This window comes from Variovorax sp. GW531-E2 (assembly GCF_059423125.1).
The window spans coordinates 51,390-73,409 of sequence record NZ_JBWKXQ010000009.1; the positions used below are offsets into that span (position 1 = coordinate 51,390).

Below are 22,020 nucleotides of genomic sequence, written 5' to 3' on the forward strand. Positions count from 1 at the left end.
CTAGAGCCTCTCGATCTCGTGGGTGCCGAAGAGCCCGTACGGCCGCACCATCAGCACGAACACCAGCACGATGAAGGTGGCGAGCAGCTTGTATTCGCCGCCGAGGTAGGAGCCGGCCAGCGCTTCGATGAGACCGATGAGCACGCCGCCGACGAGTGCACCGAGCACGCTGTCGAGCCCGCCGACGATCACCACCACCAGCACCGACAGCCCGAACACGCCCATCGACGACGAGATGCCGCCGATGGCGCCGACGATGATGCCGGCCACCGCCGCGATCATGGCCGAGGCCACCCAGGCCAGCGAGAACACGCGCGGCACGTGGATGCCCATCGAATACGCGGCGGCCTGGTCGGAGGCCGTGGCCCGCAGCGCCACGCCGCCGCGCCAGAAGCGAAACAGCAGCAGCACCAGCCCGATCAGTACCACGGCGATCAGCGCGCCGTAGGCGATCTTCGGCGCCAGGAAGGCCTCGCCGATCATCACGGGCGTGTTGGGCAGGAACTCGGGCAGGCGGCGCTGGTCGGCGGTCCAGATGATCTCGACCAGCCCGACGAGGATCGACGCCAGCCCGACCGTCACCATGAACACCGAGATCGGCGGCTCGCCCAGCAGCGGGCGGATCATGGTGCGCTCGATCACCGCGCCCAGCAGGCCGGTGCCGATCACCGAGCCCAGCACCGCCATCCAGATCGGCAGCGAGAAGCTCGCGGCGAAGGTGAAGAACAGGTAGGCGCCGACCATCAGCATCTCGCCGATGGCAATGTTGACCACGCGCGTGGCCTTGTAGACCAGCACGAAGGCCAGCGCCGCGAGCGCATACAGGCCGCCGCCGGCGATGCCGGTGAGCGCGATCTCGAAGAGGTAGGCCCAATCCATCAGGCGGCTCCCACGGCAGCTTCGCCGCGCAGCCGGCGACGCAGCTCGCCGACATCGCCCGCGCCGAGGTAGGCGCGGATCACTTCCGGGTCGGCCTGCACCTGCGCGGGCGTGCCTTGCGCGATGACCTGGCCGAAGTTGAGCACCACCACGTGGTCCGACAGGTCCATCACCATGCCCATGTCGTGCTCCACCATCAGCACCGTGATGCCCCATTCGCGCCGCACGTCGAGGATGAAGCGCGCCATGTCTTCGGTCTCTTCGCGGTTCATGCCGGCCACGGGCTCGTCGAGCATCAGCACCTTGGGCTGCATGGCCAGCGCGCGCGCCATTTCCACGCGCTTCTGCAGGCCGTAGGGCAGGGCGGCCACCGAGGCGTGGCGGATGTGGTCGATCTCGAGGAAATCGATGATGCGTTCTTCCACGTCGCGGCGCAGCTCGGCTTCTTCGCGGCGCGCGCGGCCCAGGTAGAAGAGGGCGTCGAACACGTTGGTCTTCAGGTGCGCGTGGCGGCCGAGCTTGATGTTGTCGAGCACGGTCATGCCGCGGAACAGCGCGATGTTCTGGAAGCTGCGGGCCAGGCCGAGCGCGGCGCGCTTGGGAGCTGGCAGGCGGGTGATGTCGGCGCCCTCGAACAGCACGCGGCCCTGCGAGGGCTTGTAGAAACCCGAGATGGTGTTGAACAGCGAGGTCTTGCCCGCGCCGTTGGGCCCGATCACCGCGGTGATGGAGCCGGGCGCGACGCTGAAGCCCACATTGGTGAGCGCCTTCACGCCGCCGAATGCCAGCGTCAACGCCTCGGCCTGCAGCACCGGGGCCGTGGCGGAAGGTGCGGACATGGAGGTATCCCGTCGAGTCTCGTCAGGCATGGCTAAGGGGCGCGCCGCAAGGTCAGGGTTTGTGTCCAGCAGCGAAATGCTACTGGCCCGTAAAATTCCTACTGGCCGGTAATGTCCGTGTTCGCCGCAGTTCGCGGCATCGGGACTTTCCCCGCCCGCACAAACCCCATGCCCCGTTCCACCGCCGTTCCTGCTTCAGCCTCTCCGTGGGCGCCTGCCGACCGCCGTGCGCAGCAGCGCGAGGTCAAGCGCATGGCCGTGTTGCGCACGGCCGCCCAGCTCTTCAACGAGCGCGGCTTCCACGCGACCTCGCTCGACGACATTGCCGAGCGGCTCAACGTGAGCAAGCCCACGCTGTACTACTACATCGAGAACAAGGACCAGATCCTGCTCGAGTGCGTGAAGATGGCGCTGGACCTCATGCAGACCGGCATCGGCGAGGTGCGCGCCGCGGGCGGCAGCGCCATCGACCAGCTGAAGGCCTGCATGCGCATCTACTCGGGCGTGGTCACGCAGGACTTCGGCATGTGCGTGATCCGCATCGGCGAAGACCCGCTGCCCGATCCGCTCAAGAAGGAACTGCGCCGCCTCAAGGCCGGCATCGACGGGCATTTCCGCCGCCTCATCGAAGAGGGCGTGGCCGAGGGCGCGCTGGCGCCCTGCGACCCGAAGATGGCGGCCTTCATGCTGGCCGGCGCGCTGAGCTGGATCGGCCGCTGGTACCGCCCCGACGGCGACCTCACGCCCGACCAGATCGCCGACCAGGGCATCGAGCTGCTGCTCAACGGCGTGCTGCAGCGCGCCCCGACGAAAGTGAATCCATGACCCAAGAGACCTCTTCTTCCCCTCTGCTGGTGGGCCGCGAAGGCGCGGTGGCCACGCTGCGCTTCAACCGGCCGGCCGCGCTCAACGCCATCGACGTGCCGATGGCCACCGCCTTCCTCGCCGCTGCCCGCACCCTGGCTGCTGACAAGAGCGTGCGCGCCGTGCTGCTGAGCGGCGCGGGCAAGGGCTTCATGGCCGGCGGCGACCTCGGCGTGCTGAGCGCCGACCCGAAGCAGGGCGCGGCCGACCTCATCGGCCCGCTGCATGAAGCGCTGACCGTGCTCGACGCCATGGACGCGCCGCTGGTCGCGCAGGTGCACGGCGTGGCGGCCGGCGCGGGCCTGAGCCTGATGCTGCAGGCCGACTTCGTGCTCGCGGCCGAGGGCACGCGCTTCAACCTGGCCTACGTGAACGTCGGCACCAGCTGCGACGTCGGCGCCTCGTGGGCGCTGCCGCGCCTCGTCGGCATGCGCCGCGCGCTGGAGATCGCGATGCTCGGCGACACCTACGACACCGCCGCCGCCGAACGCATGGGCCTCATCAACCGCGTGGTGCCCGCGGCCGAGCTCGAATCCGAAGCCATGGCCCTCGCGCAGCGGCTGGCCAAGGGCCCGACCGTGGCGCTGGGCCACCTGCGCCGGCTGATGCGCGGCTCGCTCGACCGCGACCTGGCGAGCCAGCTCGACGCCGAGTCGGCCGCGTTCCAGTCGTGCGCGGCCACCGCCGATTTCCGCATCGGCCTCGATGCCTTTTTCGGCAAGAAGCCCGCGGCCTTCACGGGCCGCTGAAGAATTCCTTGTTTTCGTTTTTTCAATCCAGGAGATCCATCCCATGACTTCACGCGACATCTTCGTGGTCGGCACCGCCCGCACCGCCATCGGCACCTTCGGCGGCGCGCTCAAGGACGTGCCCAACACGCAACTGGCCACCACCGCCGTCAAGGCCGCCATCGAGCGCAGCGGCGTGGCTGCTGACGCCATCGGCCATGTGGTCATGGGCAACGTGATTCCCACCGACGTGAAGGACGCGTACCTGAGCCGCGTGGCCGCCATCGACGCGGGCTGCCCGATCGAGACGCCGGCCTTCAACGTGAACCGCCTGTGCGGCTCGGGCCTGCAGGCCATCGTGTCGGCGGCGCAGGCCATTGCGCTGGGCGACTGCGACATCGCCATCGGCGGCGGCTCCGAATCGATGAGCCGCGGCCCGTATTTCGACACCTCGGCCCGCTACGGCGCACGCATGGGCGACGCGGTGCTGGTCGACTACATGCTGGGCATCCTGCACGACCCGTGGGAGAAGATCCACATGGGCATCACGGCCGAGAACGTGGCTGCGCGCTACGGCATCACGCGCGAGCAGATGGACGAACTGGCCGTGACCAGCCAGCAGCGCGCCGCCGCCGCCATTGCCGCGGGCCGCTTCAAGGAACAGATCGTTCCGGTCGAGGTGAAGACGCGCAAGGGCGTCGTGCTGTTCGACACCGACGAGCACGTGCGCGCCGACACCACCGTCGACACGCTGTCGAAGATGAAGCCCGCGTTCAAGAAGGACGGCATCGTCACCGCCGGCAACGCCTCGGGCATCAACGACGGCGCCGCCGCCGTGGTGCTGGCCGAGGGCGGGCGCGTGAAGGCGCTGGGCCTGAAGCCGCTGGCGCGCCTCGTGGGCTATGCGCACGCGGGTGTCGAGCCGGCGTACATGGGCATCGGCCCGGTGCCGGCCACGCGCAAGGTGCTGGAGCGCACGGGCCTGAAGGTCAGCGACTTCGACGTGATCGAATCGAACGAAGCCTTCGCCGCGCAGGCCTGCGCGGTCATCAAGGAACTGGGTTTCGACCCCGCCAAGGTGAACCCCAACGGCTCGGGCATTTCGCTCGGCCATCCGGTGGGGGCGACCGGCGCGATCATCACGACGAAGGCGATCGCCGAGCTGCACCGCACGGGCGGCCGCTATGCACTCGTCACGATGTGCATCGGCGGCGGGCAAGGCATTGCCGCCGTCTTTGAACGCGTTTGAGGGCACACTCGCGGGCATGCTCCGCCCCCCACTCCTGATCGACCCCGACGAGGTCGACTTCAGCGCCATCCGCGCGCAGGGGGCGGGCGGGCAGAACGTCAACAAGGTGTCGAGCGCGGTGCACCTGCGCTACGACATCCATGCCAGCTCGCTGCCGGCCGATGTGAAGGAGCGGCTGCTCGCCCTGCGCGACAGCCGCATCACGCAGGAAGGCGTGTTCGTGCTCAAGGCGCAGCAGCACCGCACGCAGGAGATGAACCGTGCCGACGCGCTCGCGCGGCTGCAGGCGGTGATCGACAGCGTGGCCACGCCGCCGCGCGTGCGGCGCGCCACCAAGCCCACCTACGGTTCGAAGCAGCGCCGGCTCGAAGGCAAGAGCCAGCGCTCGCAGATCAAGAGCCTGCGCGGGCGGGTGCAGGACTGACCGGCTTGTCGCCGCGCAGCCGCTTGATCTGCAGCGTCACGCCGACCACGTAGAGCGCACCGAGCACCGCGGTGATCGCCTTCAGTTCGGGCGCGTCGGCGTTCGGCAGCAGCGGCGCGCCCAGCGGCAGGCGCGTCAGCGTCTCGGTGAAGGCCGGAATCCAATGGAAGAGAAAGCTCGCCGAATAGGCGACGGCCTCGATGTAGCGCGACTTCGGCCCGAGCCGCCCGTACCCCGCCAGCGCGCCGACGGCCAGCGCCACCAAAGTGATGATGCCCAGCGCATGCGGCTTGCCGAAGCCGCCGTGCTGGAAGATGCCGAAGCCCGTGAGGCAGGTCAGCACCGTGGTCCAGACGAAGACCTGGCCCAGGCCGGTGCGCAGGGTGATTTCCTTGTAGCGCAGGAGGGCCCAGATGCCTGCGAACACGGCGATCAGGCTGATCGCCGTGTGAACCGTGCCGAGTGACGTCAATCCAAGCCATCCTGTGGGTGCCATGCGGATCTCCTCGTGGTCGTGGTGCGGCATTCTGGCGCGGCGCCCGCCTTTTTGCCATGTGTGCCCATTCGTTTCAGGGCAGGTCTTCCGGCCCGCCCCGAGCGCTGTGTCACCTTCGGCAAGCACAATCGGGGCCATGAGTGTTTTTGTTCGTCGCACGGGAATGGTGCTGCTGATGGCGGTCGCGGGCAGCCTGCTGTCCGCCTGCAGCCCGGCCGCGCAGGAGATGGCCTGGGACGCGCTGGTGCCCAAGGAGTGGGACCCGACCCAGCGCTACCGCAACATCAGCCTCGAAGCGCTGCGCGACAACGACCCGCGCGCGATCCAGATGCTCGACGAGATGCGTGCCGTCTGGGACAACGCGCCGGTCAACGTCGCGCTCGACGGCAAGCCTGCGAAGCTGTCGGGCTTCGTCGTGCCGCTCGATGCCACGCAAGACGGCATCCGCGAGTTCTTGCTGGTGCCGTACTTCGGCGCCTGCATCCATACCCCGCCGCCGCCCGCCAACCAGATCGTCCACGTGATCGCGCCCGCGCCCGTGAAGGGGCTGCACGCCATGGACACGGTGCGCGTGAGCGGCACGCTGAAGGCGGCGCGCTACGCATCGGCGGACATGGGCGTGAGCGGTTACGAGATCGCGTCGGCGGCGGTGGAGCGGGTGGCGGTCACGCAGGGGCCGTGAAGGCCGCCAGTTCGCCCAGGGCCGGTTTCAGCAACCGATAGCTCAGTCGCTCCGCAACCTGGAAGGCGCCGAGCCCTTCATAGAACGCAATGCCCCGCGCATTCGTCGCCTTCACCGGCCAGTCGATGCGGTGGCACCCCTGGGCGACAGCGCGCGCGGCCACCCAGGCCATGAGGGCGCGGCCCGCCCCGGCGCTGCGGTGGCCCGACTTCACATAGAGCTCCTTGAGCTGGCAGTGCCTGCGTTGTTCCGGCGCGAAGTCGACCAGCGAGAAGACCCAGGTGATCGCGGCCAGCCCGACCACGGTGCGTGCGTCTGTCGACGCCACCACCAGCTGGTGCGGCGAGCCGGGCGCCAGGAGATTGCCCAGCAGGTGCTCGCGCACCAGCTCGCGCGGCACGCGCGCGCCTTCGTTGTAGAAGGCGTGCAGCTCGGCCAGCAGCTCGATGAGCGAATCGTGTTGGGCTTCGGAAACCAGATCGACGTGCATGGCATTTCCTTGGGGATGCGTCTTCGTGACTGCCGGATTCTGGCCCGCTCCGGATTCACGACGATCTTGTTACTCCCCGCTCCAGTCCTCGCGCGGCTAGATTGCCCTTCACCACTTCGAAAGGACAAGAACCATGAACCCGGCCTACACCGGCGGTTGCGCATGCGGCGCCATCCGCTACGAGATTTCAGGGGAACCCGTGTTCCAGAACGACTGCCAGTGCCTCGACTGCCAGCGCAAGAGCGGCACGGGCCACGGCTCGTACCTCAGCTTCGCGGGCGCCGAGGTGAAGCAGACCGGCGCGGCCACGCTGTGGAGCCTCAAGGGCGACAGCGGCAACATGAAGACACGCGCGTTCTGCCCGACCTGCGGCTCGCCCGTGTACATGACCTTCGCGGCGATGCCCGGCGTCTTCACCGTGCATGCCGCCAGCCTGGACGACCCGGGGCGCTACCGGCCGCAGGCGGTCACGTACGCGGTGCGCGGGCACGCCTGGGACTTTCTCGACCCGGCGCTGCCGAAGTTCGAGCGGATGCCGCCGGGCTGAGCTCAGCCCATCCGCTGCGACAGGAAATCGAGGAACGAGGTGATGCGCGCCGACAGCTGCGTGTTGCGGTAGTACACGGCGTTGACGGGCTGGCGCACGTCGACCGTGTCCTTGGGCAGCACCTGCACCAGCGCGCCGCTGGCGCGGTCGGTGGCGGTCATGAAGTCCGACAGGCAGACGATGCCCACGCCGGCCAGCGCGAGCTGGCGCAGCGTCTCGCCGCTGGACGCGACCACGGTGGGCGCGATGGTCCATTCGTCGCCGTGCACGCCGCGCAGCGGCCAGCGGTTGAGCGACTCGGGTTGGGTGAAGCCCAGCAGCGCGTGGCCGGCCAGCTCGTCGACCTTGCGCGGCTTGCCGTGGGCCTCGAGGTAGGCGGGGCTCGCGAGCACGCGCAGCCGGTGCGTGCCGAGCGGGCGCGCATGCAGCGTGGAGTCGCGCAGCGGGCCGATGCGGATCGCCACGTCGGTGCGCCGCTCCAGCAGGTCGATGGGCAGGTCGTCGGTGTCGAGTTCGAGGCTGATCTGCGGATAGAGCCGGCGGAACTCCGGCACCAGCGGCACGATGGCGTGCAGCATGAAGGGCGAGGCCGCGTTCACGCGCAGGCGCCCGGCGGGCTGCTGGCGGCGCGCGGCCATGTGCTCTTCGGCATCGTCGATCGCATCGAGGATGGCGCGCGTGCGCTGCAGGAAGGCGGCGCCTTCCTCGGTGAGTTCGAGCCGCCGCGTGGTGCGGCGCATCAGCGTGGTGCCGAGCTTCTGCTCGAGCCGGCTCAATGCGCGGCTGATGCCCGACACGGTCTGGCCCAGCTGGTCGGCCGCGGCGGTGATCGAGCCGGTGTCCACCACAGCGCGGAAGGCGACCAGTTCTTCGATGGTGGTTTTCATTGCGCCCGTGTGGGGGAAGAGGCGCGCGCGGTCAGGCCGCGGCTTCGGCTTCTTCGGGCATGTCGATGCGCGGCATCAGCGCGGCCAGCGCCTCGGCGTCGGTGCGGTAGCTGAAGAGCATTGGCCCCGGTGCGAGCAGGCCGGCGCGCTCGAGCACCTGCATGGCCGGCAGCTTCATGCCGCTCAGGTGCAGGCGCACGCCCTTGGATTCCATCATCCGGCGGATCGAGCCGAACACTTCGGCACCGGTGATGTCGATGCGGTTGATCGGCTGCGCGAACAGGCACACGTCGGTCAGGTCGGGGCGCTCGGCCAGCGCGACCGTGAGCGCGCGCTCCAGGGTGGAGGCGGAGGCGAAGTCGAGTTCGGCGTCCATGCGCACCGCATACAGCTGCGGCGCGAGCGGCGGCAGCTTCCAGAGGTGGCGGTCGCGCAGGCTGCCGTCGGGGTGCAGGCCCACTTCGATGATGCGCGGGTGCAGGTGGCGGTACATGTAGTGCGCCAGGCTGGCGAGCAGGCCGCCCAGCACGCCCCAGTAGATGCTCGGCGCGGTGGCGATGGTGAGCACGAAGGTGCCGAAGGCGATGCCGGCCTCCAGCTTCGAGATGCGCCACAGCGCCGTGAAGCTCGACGGCTTCACCAGCCCGAGGATGGCGGTGACCACCACCGCCGCCAGCACCGCCTGCGGCACGTGGTACAGCAGCGGCATGAGCCACAGCAGCGCGCCGGCCACCACCGCCACGCTGAACAGCGTCGCCCAGCCGGTCTGCGCGCCCGCGTAGAGCGTGATGGCCGAGCGCGAGAACGACGAGCTGGTGGGGAACGACCCCGTGAAGCCCGAGGCCAGCTTGGCCAGGCCCTGGCCGATCAGGTCCTGGTTTTCGTTCCACAGCGTGCCGGCGCGGCCGTTGTCGACCTTGGCGCTCGACGCGGTTTCGAGAAAGCTCACCAGCGTGATCATCAGCGCGGGCAGCACCAGCGCGCTGAAGGTGTGCGCCGGCAGCAGGCCGGGCCAGTAGAACGAAGGCAGGCCCGAGGGCAGGGCGCCCACGACGGCGCCGCCGCGCAGCGCGTAGTTGATGCTCCAGCTGATGGCGGCCGCGCCGGCCACCAGCGCCATCGTGGTCGGGAAGCGCGGCACCCAGCGCTTGCCCAGCCACAGCACGGCGATGCTGCCCAGGCCGAAGGCGATCGCCGTGAGGTCGGGCAGCGGCCCGCCCTGCAGCACCTGCGGAATGGTGCGCCCGGTGAAGCCCAGCAGCGCGGGCAGCTGCGAGATCGCGATCAGCACCGCCGCGCCCTGCGTGAAGCCGATCAGCACCGGCGAATTGACCAGCCGCAGCAGCCAGCCGAAGCGCCCCGCGCCGAGCACGATCTGGATCGCGCCCGACATCAGCGTGAGCCACACCGCCATCGCCACCCACTCTTCGCTGCCCGCCACCGCCAGCGGTGCGAGCGACGCGCCCACCAGCAGGCTGGTGAGCGCGGTCGGCCCCACCGACAGCCGTTGCGACGAGCTGAACATCACGGCGATGAGCGCCGGGAACAGCGCCGCGTACACGCCCGTGACCAGCGGCATGCCGGCCAGCGCCGCATAGGCCACGCCCTGCGGCAGCACCATCAGCGCGACGGTGATGCCGGCCATGGCCTCGTTGCGCAGCAGCGCGGCGGAAGGTCGGGGCCAGCCGAGGCAGGGAACCCAGCGCGCGAGGCGCTGGCGAAGGGACGGTGCGGGGGAAGAGGAGGGGGAAGCCGGATTCATGAAGCGGGGCGCGCGCACGGCGGGCACGCCGCGCGCGGAGAGCGGGAGAGAGAGAAAGAGCCTAGATCAGTGAGGTCGCGTTCTTCAGGACGTAGTCGCAGGCCTTTTCCTTGACCTTCGACGACAGCCCCTTGAGGTTGAGCGACTTGCCGTCGCCGCCCTTGAGCAGGCCCTTGGCGCCGCTCGCGAAGTCGTTTTCCTGTTTCTTCTGGCCGGTGATCTTGGCGAGCAGCTTGTCCTTGACGGAGGCGGCATCGCCGCCGAGGTAGTTGTTCTTGACGCAGTACTCGAGCACGCCGGCCGCGCTGCCGATGGTGCTGGAGCCGATGGCGGGCATCTTGAAGCCGCCGAGGCTGAGGTTGCTGAGCGCCGAGCCGCCACCGCTGCTGTTGCTGCCCTGCGAGTTGACCGCCGCGCCGGCCTGTTCTTTCAGCTGGTCGAGCAGGTTGTTGGCCTGCACCGAGGCGCCTGCGGCGAGCAGGGCAAGGGCGACGAATGTGGAGCGAACGTGCATGGTGGCCTCCTTGGACGGACATGGGGGGAGAAGCGCCCACCAGCATACCGGAGAGCCCGGAATGTCTCTATCGCGCGGGGCACAGCGCCGCGGGGTGCGCACGGCCCGCAAGTGCACGCAGTTCAGCCCCGGCGGAACAGCAGCACGGAGTTCGTGCCGCCGAAGGCGAAGGAGTTGCTGATGGCGGCCTCGAGCGCGGGTGCGGCGCTGTCGCCGGGGGCGACGAGGTTCATCCGGCAGTCGGGGTCGACCTCGGCGCAGTTCGCGTTGGGTGGCAGCTCGCGCCGGTGCAGCGCCAGCACGGTGATCAGCGCCTCGATGGCCCCGGCCGCGCCCAGCATGTGGCCGTGCAGCGCCTTGGTCGAGCTGACGCGCAGGGCGTCGAAGTCGCTGCCCCAGACCTCGGCCAGCGCGTTGCGCTCGACCACGTCGCCGATGCGCGTGGCCGTGCCGTGGGCGTTGCAGTAGCCCACGTCGCGCGGCTGCAGGCCGGCCTGGCGCAGCGCGGCGCGCAGGGCGCGGGCCTGGCCCGGTGCGTCGGGCTTGGTGAGGTGGGTGGCGTCGCTGCTCAGGCCCCAGCCGGCCAGCGTGGCGTAGCGGCGGGCGCCGCGCGCGCGGGCGCGTTCGGCCGATTCGAGGATGAGGAAGGCCGAGCCTTCGCCCAGTGCGAAGCCGCTGCGGTCGGTGGCAAAGGGGCGCACCGCGCCGGCCGCTTCGCCGGGCTGGAAGCCGGCCAGCGTCTGCATGGCCTGCCAGGCCAGCACCACGCCCGGGACGATCAGCGCTTCGCTGCCGCCCGCGATGGCGACGTCGACCTCGCCGCGCTGCACCGCCTTGGCGGCCTCGGCGATGGCCACCGACGACGAGGCGCAGGCGACCGAGTACGTGAGCACCGGGCCCAGCACGCCGTTACGCATCGCCACGTGGGCGGCCGGCGCGTTGGGCATGAAGGCGGGAATGGTGAGCGGCGAGACGCGCCCGTTGCCGCGGTAGGCGGCTTCGAGCGCGGCGGCGCCGCCCATGCCGCAGCCGGCGTAGACACCGACGCGCTCGGCATCGATGCCGGCATCGCTCAGGGTCAGGCCCGCGTCGCGCAGGGCGAGGTCGGCGGCGGCCACGGCCAGCTGGCTCACGCGGTCGACGCCCGCGAGCTGCAGCTTGGTGAACCAGCGCGTTTCGTCGAAGGCGACCGTGGCGGCGGCGGCGGGTTTGGGTAGTTCGGGAAAGACCGGGGCGATGGCCGAGCGGCCCTGCAACAGCGCGTCGAACAGCGCGTCGGGCGTGTCGCCATGCGGCGCCATGACGCCCAGTCCGGTGACGGCGACTTCGTGCGTGCTCACGCTGGCTTGGCGGCCCGGACCTTGTCGACCAGTTGCGCGAGCTCGGCCAGGGTGTCGATGCTCGCGTCTTCATCGGGCATGGTGATGCCGAAATGGTCTTCGATGGCGAACAGGAATTCGGCCAGGGCCAGCGAATCGAGTCCGCCGGTTTCACGCATCGAGGCGTGGGGGTCGAGCTTGGACGGTTCGATGCCGTACTTCTCGTGGATCAGGTCCTGCAATTCCTTCAGCGAACTCATCTGCGATGCCTGTCGTCTTGTGCCGCCGTTGATCGATGGGCTGCCTGTCCCTTGCGGGTGGCGGGCCACGGGGTCGATCCCTTCCTCGTTCGGCCTGTGTTGATGATCAATGGTGATTGATGATATCCGCTTCGACCTTAGGGAAATCCTCGGGGCGGCCCCGGATCAACGGGGGCCGGGGCGCCAGCGCAACGAGGGCAGCGCAAAGGCCAGCCCGAGCAGCGCGCCGGCCACCGCGTCGAGCACCACATGCTGCTTGACCGCCAGCGTGGAATAGGCAATGGCGGCAAACCAGGCCCAGTTGATCGCCTGCAACAGCCACGGCGTGCGCGCCGCGCGCAGCACGTCGGCCAGGCGCACGGCGGTGAAGATGGCGACCGCCACGTGCATCGACGGGCAGGCGTTGCCCGCCGCGTCCACGCCCTGCAGCATCGCGAAGCCGGGGTAGCCCGAGACGTCGATGTCCAGCGGCGGGATCTGCGTCGGCCAGAAGTAGAAGAGGCCCAGGCCGCTCAGGCACAGCGCGCCGATCCACAGCCCGTAGACCACCAGCTCGCGAAACGTGAGCTGCAGTCCCGGCGCAAAGCCCACGTACACCCACAGCGACAGGTAGGCGCCGAGCGTGTAGGGCTGGAACGGGATCAGGTGGTCCAGCGCCGTCAGCGGCATCACCGTGACCGGAAAGGCCGGGTTGCGCAGCAGGTGGAAGTAGCCGATGAAGAACAGCCAGGTGAAGGCCGTGGTGCCGACCGCCTTCAGCAGGAAATGGCGGCGGATGCGCAGCCAGATGTCGGCGGTCCACGTTGCAGGCCTGGCCTCGGCCGCGATGTGCAGGGGGATCGGTGAGTGCATGGTGTCGGTGTCGGTCGCCGATCTTGCCAGAGCACCGTGGCGTGCCCGGTCCATGCCCTGCGGCATCAAAGGGTGGCCGGTCGCTTGCGGTGCTGGAACGAGGTGGGCGAGCGCCCGGTGGCCGCCTTGAACATGGCGCAGAACGCGCTGTCGGTGGCGTAGCCGCTGGCCGACGCCACCTGGCTCACGGCCATGCCGCGCGCCAGCAGCGGCAGCGCGTGCGCCATCACGGCCTGCTGGCGCCATTGCTGCCAGCTCATGCCGAGCTGGTCGCGGAACAGCCGCGCCACCGTGCGCTCGCTGGCGCCGATGGCGGCGGCGCGTTCGGCCAGCGTGGCGCGGTCGGCCGGGTTGCGCAGCAGCGTCTCGCACAGCTGGCGCAGGCGCTTGTCGGAGGGCAGCGGCACGTCGATGCGGATCTGCGTGGCGCGCTCGACCTCGTCGACCAGCAGTGGCGCGATCATGCGCTCGCGCTGCGGCGCGTGCGGATCGGCCGGCGGCAGGCCGTCGGGCGTGGTGTCGAGCGCGAGCATCAGGGCGCGCAGCAGCGGGCTGATCTCGAGCACCTCGCACTTCTCCCAGGTGGGCGCGATCCAGGCGTGCAGGTAGACGGTGCGCAGCTCGGCGTCTTCGATCAGCGTGATGCTGTGCGGCATGTTGGCCGGCACCCACAGCGCGCGCGACGGCGGCACGATGTAGCTGCCGTCCTGTGTACTCAAACGGATCACGCCGCGCGTCGAGAACGTGAGCTGCGGCCACGGATGCTCGTGCAGTTCGACCAGCGTGTCGGCGCTCAGAAAGTGTTCCTTGGCGCGCAGCGGGCGCACCGCGTCGGGGGCATACAGGTGCGGCGTGAGCGGGCCCACGCTGTTGGTCGGCGCGGTGGGCGTTCCGCGCGCCTTGGCGGGAGTGGCTGGCTCGGGAGCGGGCGGAGCGTGGGGGGGAACGGCGCTTGGCATGGTTTCGACAAATGTTGTCGCTGTATCGCCATTCTGCCGCGTCGGTGCCGCATAGCATCGGTGCCCGCACCGGTTTTTTGTAGCAATCCATGTCATCCACTTCCTCGACAGCCGTTCCCGCCACCACTTTGCGCACCGACGCCCAACTGATCGGGCTGGTCGGCCTGGCGCATGCGGTGAGCCATTTCAGCCAGCTGATCCTGGCGCCGCTGTTCCCGTGGCTGAAGGACGCGTTCCAGGTGAGCTATGTTGAGCTCGGGGCGGTGCTCACGGTGTTCTTCGTGGTCTCGTGCATCGTGCAGGCGGCTTCGGGCTTCATCGTCGACAAGCTGGGCCCGCGCCCGGTGCTGTTCGTCGGGCTGGGCGCGCTGGGGCTCGCGGCCTTCGGCTATGCCATGGCGCAGAGCTACTGGATGCTGCTGGCCTGCGCCGTGGTCGGCGGCATCGGCAACGGCGTGTTCCACCCGGTCGACTACACGCTGTTCAACCGCAAGGTCGCGCCCACGCGCCTGGGCCATGCCTACAGCGTGCACGGCATCACCGGCAGCCTGGGCTGGGCGTTGGCGCCGGCCTTCGTGGTGCCGATCGCCATTGCGTTCTCGTGGCGCGTGGCGCTGGCCTCGGCCGGCGTGGTGGCCATCGTGGTGTTGCTGATCCTGTGGATTTACCGCAGCGTGCTGGCGCTCGATGCTGCGGCCGTGCACAAGGCCACGGGGCACGGCGAGCCCGCGCCGGTGGGCGGCGAGTTCGACTTCCTGCGCATCCCGGCCGTGTGGATGTGCTTCGGCTTCTTCTTTTTCTACGCCGCCGTGATCAGCGTGGTGCAGACCTTCGCACCGGTGGCCGCGGGCCATCTGCACGCGGTGCCCGTGGCGCTGGTGGCGGTGTGCCTCACGGTCTACATGGTGGCGAGCGCGGTCGGCATGGTGGTGGGCGGCTTCCTGGCCTCCGACCCCTCGCGCTGCGAGCGCATCGTGGGCGCGGGCTTCGGCGTGGCGGCGGCGCTGGCATTGGTGCTGGCCTTTGCGCAGTTTCCGCCGGTGATGGTGCCGGTGCTGTTCGGCGCGATGGGTTTCGTCTCGGGCATTGCCGGGCCGTCGCGCGACCTGCTGGTGAAGAAGTCGACGCCGCCCAATGCGACGGGGCGCGTCTACGGCGTGGTGTACGCGGGCCTGGACATCGGGCAGGCCGTGGCGCCGCTGGTGTTCGGCCGGCTGATGGACCACGGCCAGTACACGAGCGTGATCGTCGGGCTGGCGCTGGTGCAGGGCGTGCTGATCGCCAGCGCCTTCAATGTGCGGCGCGTGCGGCGCACGGCGCTGGTGCCTGCGTCGGCATAGATCTCCTCCGGGCGTGAGAGCTGCATGCGGCCCCTATCATCGGCCGCATGCAAGCCTTGTATGTCTATGTGATCGTCGGCGCTGTGCTGGCGGGGTTCGTGCAGGGCCTGTCGGGCTTTGCTTTCGGCATGGTCGCGATGTCTGTGTGGGCCTGGACGTTGGAGCCGCAACTGGCCGCCGTGCTCGCGCTGTTCGGCGCGCTCACGGGGCAGGTGATCGCAGCGCTCACGGTGCGGCGGTCTTTCGACAAGCGCATCCTCTGGCCCTTCGTGCTTGGCGGCCTGGTCGGCGTGCCCTTCGGTGTCTGGCTGCTGCCGCACCTGGACATCGTGCTGTTCAAGGTGTGCCTGGGCACGCTGTTGGTGCTGTGGTGCCCGGCGATGCTGATGTCGCAGCACTTGCCGAAGATCACTTTTGGCGGTCGCGCAGCGGACGGCGTGGCGGGTGCCATCGGCGGTGTGATGGCGGGCATCGGGGGCTTCTCGGGTGTCGTGCCTACGTTGTGGTGCACGCTGCGCGGTTTCCAGCGCGACACGCAACGTGCTGTGATCCAGAACTTCAATCTCTCGATGTTGGCTGTGGCCTTTGCGGTGCATGTGGCTAGCGGGAGCATTGGGCGTTCTGTGGTGCCTCTTTTGGCATTGGTCGCGGCGGCTGTTGCAGTGCCGGTGTTGTTGGGGGCGCGGCTTTACATCGGGATCAGTGAAGTGGCGTTTCGCAAGATCGTGTTGAGTTTGTTGACTTTGTCTGGGGTTGCTATGTTGGCCTCGGCTTTGCCTGCACTGTTGGCGCGCTGAGCCTTGGGGCTGGTTTACTTCCCGAGGCCGGGACTCGCCCCGGCGGGCGACTCACTTTCTTTTGCTTCGCCAAAAGAAAGTAAGCAAAGAAAAGGCGACCCCACTGTCTGCGACCCTCCGCTTCGCTGCGGGCAACCTGCGGTGCTCGCGTTTCGCGGGGTCTCGCAGAACTCGCTTCGCTCAAACAGCTGCGAGCCCTGATCCGCGAAACGCTGCGCTCCTCGGCGCAGCCAGAGGGGCTTTGATACCGGGAGGGCCGTCGCTTCGCTCGGCCCGGGAATTTCCAACAGCCGAAGCCTGCGCTCGTGCCCGTGCACGCGCCTGCGCTTGCGACCACACGCGCTGCGCACGCACCACTACCAATCCCAGCCGCAGCAGACGCGCAGCGCCTGCTGCGGCCCACTGGCCGAGCGAAGCGATGGCCCGCTGGTATCCAACCCCCTTCTGTATGCGCCGAGGAGCGCAGCGTTTCGCGGATCAGGGCTCGCCCTTGTTTGAGCGAAGCGAGTTTGGGCGAGACCCCGCGAAACGCGAGCACCGCAGGTTGCCCGAAGCGAAGCGTAGGGACGCAGACAGCAGGGTCGCCTTTCTTTTGCCTACGTTTCTTTGGCGAAGCAAAGAAAAGTAGGTCGCCTGCCGGGGCGAGACCCGGCCTCGGGAAAAAAGACGATTCCAGGCCTATCAAGCCAACACCCACATCACGGTAGCGAGCGGCGGCACGCTGACCGAAATCGAATCCGCTTTCCCATGCCAGGCGGTGGGAGCGCTCTCGACAATCCCGTTTCCCACGCCGCTGCCGCCATACACCGAACCATCGGTGTTGATGATTTCGCGATAAGCCCCCGCGACAGGAACGCCAAGCCGATACGCATGCCGAGGCAACGGCGTGAAGTTGCAAGCCACCACCACAAACGTCCCATCCCGAGCCCGACGAACAAACGCAAACACCGACTGCGCCACATCGTCATGCACCAACCACTCGAACCCCGAACCCTCGTGGTCCAGCTCATGCAAAGCAGGAAAGTGCCGATACACATTGTTCAGATCGCGCACCAACCGCCGCACCCCTTGATGCCCCGCATGCTCGAGCAAGTGCCAGTCCAGCCCGCGATCCGCATTCCACTCCGCGTACTGCGCAAACTCCCCCCCCATGAACAGCAGCTTCTTCCCCGGATAAGCCCAGAGGTACCCATACAGGTTGCGCAACCCCGCGAACTTCTGCCATTCATCCCCGGGCATGCGCCCGATCATCGACCCCTTGCCGTGCACCACTTCGTCATGCGACAGCGGCAACACGAAGTTCTCGCTGTGCGCGTACATCAGCCCGAAGGTGATCTGCTGGTGATGGTGCTTGCGATAGACCGGATCGGTCCCGGCATACGACAGCGTGTCGTTCATCCACCCCATGTTCCATTTGTAGTGAAACCCCAGCCCGCCGTCTTCCGGCGGTCGCGTCACGCCCGGAAAGCTCGTCGACTCTTCCGCAATGGTCACAGCCCCCGGACGCTCCACGCCCACCACGCGGTTCATGCGGCGAAGGAAATCGATGGCCTCCAGGTTCTCACGCCCGCCCTGTGCATTCGGCACCCACTCGCCGGCCTTGCGGCTGTAGTCGCGGTACAGCATCGAGGCCACCGCATCCACGCGCAGGCCGTCCACGCCGTAGCGCTCCAGCCAGTACAGCGCATTGCCCACGAGGTAGTTGCGCACCTCCGTGCGGGCGTAGTTGAAGATCAGCGTCTGCCAGTCGTTGTGGAAGCCCTCGCGCGGATCGGCGTACTCGTACAGCGCGGTGCCATCGAAGTTGCCCAAACCGTGCGCGTCGGTCGGAAAGTGCGCGGGCACCCAGTCGAGGATCACGCCCAGCCCCGCGGCGTGTGCGGCTTCGACGAAATGGCGGAAGTCGCCGGGCGTGCCGAAGCGCGAGGTCGGCGCATACAGGCCGATGGGCTGGTAGCCCCACGAGCCGTCGAAGGGGTGCTCGGTGATGGGCAGCAGCTCGATGTGCGTGAAACCCATGTCGCGCACATAGGGCACGAGCGTGTCGGCCAGCTCGCGGTAGTCCAGCCATTCCTGGCCGTGGTGCTTGCGGCGCCACGAGCCCAGGTGCACTTCATAGATGCTGATCGGTGCCTGGTGCGCGTTGGCCTCGGCGCGACCGGCGGGCATCGGCACGGGCGCGGGCAGCGGCGCCACGACGCAGGCGGTGCCGGGGCGCAGCTGCGACGAGAAGGCGAAGGGGTCGGCCTTGCGCAGCACCTCGCCGCGCGACGACAGGATCTCGAACTCGTAGCTGTCGCCGGTCGCCACGTGCGGCGCGAAGATCTCCCACACGCCGCACTCGCGGCGCAGCCGCATCATGTGGCGCCGGCCGTCCCAGTTGTTGAAGTCACCGACCACCGACACGCGCCGCGCATTCGGCGCCCACACGGCAAAGGCCACACCCTTCACGCCGTCGATCTCGCGCAGGTGCGCGCCCAGCCGCTCCCACGGCCGCAGGTGCGTGCCCTCGGCCAGCAGCCACACGTCGGTCTCGCCGAGCACGAACGGAAAGCGGTACGGGTCTTCGAGCCGCGAGGCGTGCTCGGTCTCCCAGTCGACCTGGAACGAGTAGCCCATGCGCGCCTCGGCCGCGGGCACGAGGCCGCTGAACAGGTCGGAGCCCTCGTGCCGCGCGAGGATCGACAGCGGCCAGCCGGTGCGCGAATGCACCACGGCCACCTGCCGCGCGCCGGGCATCAGCGCGCGCACCTCGAGGCCGTCGGCGGTCTCGTGGGGGCCGAGCACGGCGAACGGATCGCCGTGCTCGGCGCGCATCAGTGCCTGGATGTCGGCAGCTTGGAGGAAGGGAGAAGGGGGCATGGGGTTCAGCGTCCTCCTGCTTCGGCAGGTGTGCCGAAGCACACGCCATAAGGCGCCAATGTCAGCAGGGGCTTTGGATCGGCGGTGACCGTTGCGGTCGACGCGAGCGGGTGGCCGGCCAGCGGCACCAGCGGCTCGGGCAAGGTAACCGAGACAGGTTCGATGCCTGTATTGAAGATCGCATGCAGCACCGCGTCCCCCTCGCTGCGCACGATGTGCAGCAGCGGCGCGGGCGCGTCGACGAACGCCAGCGCGCCCGTGCGCAGCAGCGGCTGGGTGCGCCGCCAGTGCAGCAGCGCGCGGCTGAAGGCGAGCATCGAGCCGGGGTCGGCTTCCTGCTGGTCGACGGCCAGCGGCAGGTGCGCGCCGTCCACCGGCAGCCAGGGCGTGCCGGTGCTGAAGCCGGCGTTGGGCGCATCGGCGGTCCAGGGCATCGGCGTGCGGCAGCCGTCGCGGCCCTTGAACTCGGGCCAGAAGGCGCGGCCGTAGGGGTCTTGCAGCAATTCGAAGGGCACGTCGGCTTCGGGCAGGCCGAGCTCTTCGCCCTGGTAGAGGCTGGCGCTGCCGCGCAGCGCGAGCAGCAGCGCGAGCCAGAGCCGGTCGCGGCGCGTGTCGGGCGCCTTGCCATCACTCCAGCGCGTGGCGACGCGCGGCACGTCGTGGTTCGACACCGCCCAGCAGCCCCAGCCGTTCGTCACGGCCAGTGCGGCGTCGAGCGACTCGACCTGGTGGCGCAGGTGCTTCGGGCTGTGGTCGGCGGTGAGCAGGCTGAAGCTGTAGGCCAGGTGCAGGCGCTTGCCGAGTTCGGTGTACTGCGCCATGACCGGCGGCGCGTTCTCGTCGCCGACCTCGCCCAGCGCGACCGCGCCGTAACCGTCGAGCAGCTGGCGCAGGCGCTCGAGGAACACGAGGTTCTCGGGCTGGCTCTTGTCGTACAGGTGCTGCTGCATCGCGTAGGGGTTGTCGGCACGCACGGTGCTGACCTCGCCCATCGATTCGACCGTGGCCGGCGGGTTGTCGCGCAGCTGCGCGTCGTGGAACTGGTGGTTGCAGGCGTCGAAGCGGAAGCCGTCCACGCCGCGCTCGCACCAGAAGCGCACTTCGCCGAGCAGGGCGTCCTGCACGGCGGCGCAATGGAAGTTGAGATCGGGCTGCTCGGCCAGGAAGCTGTGCAGGTAGTACTGCCGCCGGCGCGAGTCCCACTGCCAGGCCGAGCCGCCGAAGACCGAGAGCCAGTTGGTGGGCGGCGTGCCGTCGGGTTGGGGGTCGGCCCAGACGTACCAGTCGGCCTTGGGGTTGTCGCGCGAGCTGCGGCTTTCGGCGAACCAGGCGTGCTGGTCGGACGTGTGCGAAAGCACCTGGTCGATGATGAGCTTCAGTCCGAGCGCATGCATGCGTGCGCGCATGGCGTCGAAGTCGGCCAGCGTGCCGAACAGCGGATCGACCGCGCGGTAGTCGGCCACGTCGTAGCCGAAATCCTTCATGGGGGAGCGGAAGAAGGGAGAGACCCAGACCGCGTCGACGCCCAGGCGGGCGACATGGTCGAGCTTCGACGTGATGCCGGGCAGGTCGCCGACGCCGTCGCCGTTGCTGTCCATGAAGCTGCGCGGGTAGATCTGGTAGATCACCGCGCCCCGCCACCATTCGCCGTTGCTGCCGCTCATGCCTGCCCCTGTGGTCGAAATTCATTGTGGCATGCGAAATCCGGGCCAGCGGTACGCTGTTGCGGGTGGGCGCCGCGCGGAAGTGGGTAAATTCAGCAGGGCGGGGCGCTGCCGCCCCGACACCCGACCGATGACCACCGACGACACCGCTTTCTCCCCCTCTGCCCCACCCATCGGCCTTGCCGCGCTCGAACGCCGGCTCGCCCAGGACCTCGACTACCTCGGCTGGCCCGCCCGCGCCTGGGTACCGCCGCGCCAGGTCGACGGCGAGCCCGTGCTCGACGTGGCCATCATCGGCGGCGGCCAGGCCGGGCTGGCCGCGGCGGGCGCGCTGGCGCAACAAGGCATCCGCGCGGTGGTCTTCGACCGCGCGCCGGCCGGGCGCGAAGGTCCCTGGGCCACCACGGCGCGCATGGAAACCCTGCGCTCGCCCAAGGAGCTCACGGGCCCGGCGCTGGGGCTGCCCTCGCTGACCTTCCGCGCCTGGTTCGAGGCCCAGTTCGGCACCGAGGCCTGGGCCGCGATGGACAAGATCCCGCGCCTGCAGTGGATGGACTACCTGGTCTGGTACCGCCGCGTGATGGGCGTGGATGTGCGCAACGACACCGCTGTGACGGGCTTGCAACCGCTGCCCGACGCCAGCGCCGTGCGCCTGGACCTGCGCACGCCGGACGGCGAACGCCGCGTGCTGGCGCGCCGCGTCGTGCTGGCCACCGGCCGCGACGGCCTGGGCGGCCCGGCCGTGCCCGCCTTTGTCGACGGCCTGCCGCGTGCCAAATGGGCGCATTCCTCCGACGAGATGGACTACGGCCGCCTGAAAGGCCTGCGCGTGGGCGTGGTCGGCGCGGGCTCGTCGGCCATGGACAGCGCCGCCACCGCGCTCGAGGCCGGCGCGCACAGCGTCGAGCTGCTGATCCGCCGGCCCGACCTGCCGCGCGTCAACAAGGGCAAGGGCGCCGGCGTGCCGGGGCTCACGCAGGGGCACTACGACCTGCCTGACGCGCTGAAGTGGCGCATCCGCCACTACATCAACGTGCTGAACGTGCCGCCGCCGCACGGCAGCACGCTGCGGGTGTCGGGGCACGCCAACGCTTTCTTCAACTTCGGCTGCCCGATCCTGTCGGTGGCGCCGCAGGGCGAGGCGCTGCGCGTCACCACGCCCAAGGGCGACTTCGAGTTCGACTTCCTGATCGTGTCGACCGGTTTCCAGGTCGACTGGGCCGCCCGCCCCGAATTCGCGGGCGTTTCCGCGCACATTCGTACCTGGAAAGACCGTTTCACGCCCGCGCCCGGCGACGAAGACCGCGAGCTGGCCGATTCGCCCGACCTCGGGCCGGCCTTCGAATTCCAGGAAAACGCGCCGGGTGCCTGCCCGGGGCTGGACCGCATCCACTGCTTCTGCTATCCGGCGGCGCTGTCGCACGGCACGGTGTCGGGCGACATCCCGGCCATCAGCGACGGCGCGCGGCGCCTGGCGGCGGGGCTTGCCAGCCTGTTCTACCGGGAAGACGCGGCCCACCACTGGGCGAATCTGGAGGCCTACAGCGAGCCGGAACTGTTCGGCGACGAGTGGACGCCCGCCCCGCCGCCGCAGGAAAGGGCCTGA

The 22,020-nt window shown here is 69.2% G+C and carries 22 protein-coding genes; 9 read left to right on the top strand and 13 right to left on the bottom strand.

The features are described from left to right. On the bottom strand, nt 1-879 hold the full coding sequence (locus AC07XP_RS08505) for a branched-chain amino acid ABC transporter permease (RefSeq protein ID WP_062472963.1): 879 nt from the start codon (nt 877-879) through the stop codon (nt 1-3). Then, complete coding sequence (locus AC07XP_RS08510) at nt 879-1,718, bottom strand: ABC transporter ATP-binding protein (protein ID WP_354347120.1); 840 nt, start codon at nt 1,716-1,718, stop codon at nt 879-881. The genes AC07XP_RS08505 and AC07XP_RS08510 overlap by 1 nt, the downstream gene beginning before the upstream one ends. Nucleotides 1,719-1,886: 168 nt before the next feature. On the opposite strand from AC07XP_RS08510, the gene AC07XP_RS08515 reads away from it, so the two are divergent. Genes AC07XP_RS08515 through arfB form a run of 4 tightly spaced genes read left to right on the top strand, consistent with a single transcriptional unit; the run spans nt 1,887 to nt 4,983 of the window. Beyond that, nucleotides 1,887-2,543, top strand: coding sequence for a TetR/AcrR family transcriptional regulator (locus AC07XP_RS08515; RefSeq protein WP_495264361.1), 657 nt, complete (start codon nt 1,887-1,889; stop codon nt 2,541-2,543). Beyond that, nucleotides 2,540-3,331: an enoyl-CoA hydratase/isomerase family protein gene (locus AC07XP_RS08520; RefSeq protein WP_495264362.1), complete on the top strand. Its 792-nt coding sequence runs from the start codon at nt 2,540-2,542 to the stop codon at nt 3,329-3,331. Before AC07XP_RS08515 ends, AC07XP_RS08520 begins: the two co-directional genes overlap by 4 nt. Before the next feature lie 43 nt (nt 3,332-3,374). After that, complete coding sequence (locus AC07XP_RS08525; RefSeq protein ID WP_495264363.1) at nt 3,375-4,559, top strand: acetyl-CoA C-acyltransferase family protein; 1,185 nt, start codon at nt 3,375-3,377, stop codon at nt 4,557-4,559. A 16-nt stretch (nt 4,560-4,575) separates the two neighbouring features. Then, complete coding sequence (gene arfB / locus AC07XP_RS08530) at nt 4,576-4,983, top strand: alternative ribosome rescue aminoacyl-tRNA hydrolase ArfB (RefSeq protein WP_095744721.1); 408 nt, start codon at nt 4,576-4,578, stop codon at nt 4,981-4,983. On the opposite strand, the gene AC07XP_RS08535 is transcribed toward arfB, so the two are convergent. Then, nucleotides 4,952-5,479, bottom strand: coding sequence for a DUF2306 domain-containing protein (locus AC07XP_RS08535; RefSeq protein WP_495264364.1), 528 nt, complete (start codon nt 5,477-5,479; stop codon nt 4,952-4,954). The two genes, arfB and AC07XP_RS08535, sit on opposite strands and share 32 nt — an antisense overlap. A 136-nt stretch (nt 5,480-5,615) precedes the next feature. Here AC07XP_RS08535 and AC07XP_RS08540 point away from each other — a divergent pair, with 136 nt between their 5' ends. After that, nucleotides 5,616-6,161, top strand: coding sequence for a DUF3299 domain-containing protein (locus tag AC07XP_RS08540; RefSeq protein WP_495264365.1), 546 nt, complete (start codon nt 5,616-5,618; stop codon nt 6,159-6,161). On the opposite strand, the gene AC07XP_RS08545 is transcribed toward AC07XP_RS08540, so the two are convergent. Then, complete coding sequence (locus AC07XP_RS08545) at nt 6,145-6,651, bottom strand: GNAT family N-acetyltransferase (protein ID WP_495264366.1); 507 nt, start codon at nt 6,649-6,651, stop codon at nt 6,145-6,147. The genes AC07XP_RS08540 and AC07XP_RS08545 overlap by 17 nt on opposite strands. A gap of 133 nt (nt 6,652-6,784) precedes the next feature. Between AC07XP_RS08545 and AC07XP_RS08550 the strand changes: the two genes are divergently transcribed. Further along, entirely contained in the window at nt 6,785-7,198 is a 414-nt protein-coding gene (locus AC07XP_RS08550; RefSeq protein WP_139706799.1) for a GFA family protein, read from the top strand. Between the two features lie 2 nt (nt 7,199-7,200). Here AC07XP_RS08550 and AC07XP_RS08555 read toward each other — a convergent pair whose 3' ends face one another. The 7 genes from AC07XP_RS08555 to AC07XP_RS08585 form a co-directional block, all read right to left on the bottom strand. Beyond that, entirely contained in the window at nt 7,201-8,085 is an 885-nt protein-coding gene (locus AC07XP_RS08555) for a LysR family transcriptional regulator (RefSeq protein WP_062472947.1), read from the bottom strand. A 31-nt stretch (nt 8,086-8,116) separates the two neighbouring features. Then, nucleotides 8,117-9,847: a SulP family inorganic anion transporter gene (locus AC07XP_RS08560; RefSeq protein WP_307694186.1), complete on the bottom strand. Its 1,731-nt coding sequence runs from the start codon at nt 9,845-9,847 to the stop codon at nt 8,117-8,119. Nucleotides 9,848-9,908: 61 nt separating this feature from the next. Continuing rightward, on the bottom strand, nt 9,909-10,361 hold the full coding sequence (locus AC07XP_RS08565; protein ID WP_159277523.1) for a DUF2501 domain-containing protein: 453 nt from the start codon (nt 10,359-10,361) through the stop codon (nt 9,909-9,911). Between the two features lie 122 nt (nt 10,362-10,483). Continuing rightward, nucleotides 10,484-11,701: a beta-ketoacyl-[acyl-carrier-protein] synthase family protein gene (locus AC07XP_RS08570; RefSeq protein WP_495264367.1), complete on the bottom strand. Its 1,218-nt coding sequence runs from the start codon at nt 11,699-11,701 to the stop codon at nt 10,484-10,486. Further along, nucleotides 11,698-11,940: an acyl carrier protein gene (locus tag AC07XP_RS08575; protein WP_056583207.1), complete on the bottom strand. Its 243-nt coding sequence runs from the start codon at nt 11,938-11,940 to the stop codon at nt 11,698-11,700. The genes AC07XP_RS08570 and AC07XP_RS08575 overlap by 4 nt, the downstream gene beginning before the upstream one ends. Nucleotides 11,941-12,105: 165 nt before the next feature. Next, on the bottom strand, nt 12,106-12,792 hold the full coding sequence (locus tag AC07XP_RS08580; protein WP_062473052.1) for a phosphatase PAP2 family protein: 687 nt from the start codon (nt 12,790-12,792) through the stop codon (nt 12,106-12,108). A 65-nt stretch (nt 12,793-12,857) separates the two neighbouring features. Next, entirely contained in the window at nt 12,858-13,751 is an 894-nt protein-coding gene (locus tag AC07XP_RS08585; RefSeq protein WP_235926665.1) for an AraC family transcriptional regulator, read from the bottom strand. Between the two features lie 89 nt (nt 13,752-13,840). On the opposite strand from AC07XP_RS08585, the gene AC07XP_RS08590 reads away from it, so the two are divergent. Next, entirely contained in the window at nt 13,841-15,091 is a 1,251-nt protein-coding gene (locus AC07XP_RS08590; protein ID WP_495264368.1) for an MFS transporter, read from the top strand. 47 nt (nt 15,092-15,138) lie between these two features. Further along, nucleotides 15,139-15,888 (top strand): sulfite exporter TauE/SafE family protein, encoded by a 750-nt coding sequence (locus tag AC07XP_RS08595; protein WP_495264369.1) that lies wholly within the window; start codon nt 15,139-15,141, stop codon nt 15,886-15,888. A gap of 681 nt (nt 15,889-16,569) precedes the next feature. Here AC07XP_RS08595 and glgB read toward each other — a convergent pair. Further along, nucleotides 16,570-18,750 (bottom strand): 1,4-alpha-glucan branching protein GlgB, encoded by a 2,181-nt coding sequence (glgB, locus tag AC07XP_RS08600; RefSeq protein ID WP_495264370.1) that lies wholly within the window; start codon nt 18,748-18,750, stop codon nt 16,570-16,572. Between the two features lie 5 nt (nt 18,751-18,755). Beyond that, on the bottom strand, nt 18,756-20,414 hold the full coding sequence (locus tag AC07XP_RS08605) for an alpha-amylase family glycosyl hydrolase (RefSeq protein ID WP_495264371.1): 1,659 nt from the start codon (nt 20,412-20,414) through the stop codon (nt 18,756-18,758). A gap of 130 nt (nt 20,415-20,544) precedes the next feature. On the opposite strand from AC07XP_RS08605, the gene AC07XP_RS08610 reads away from it, so the two are divergent. Further along, nucleotides 20,545-22,020, top strand: coding sequence for an FAD-dependent oxidoreductase (locus AC07XP_RS08610; protein ID WP_495264372.1), 1,476 nt, complete (start codon nt 20,545-20,547; stop codon nt 22,018-22,020).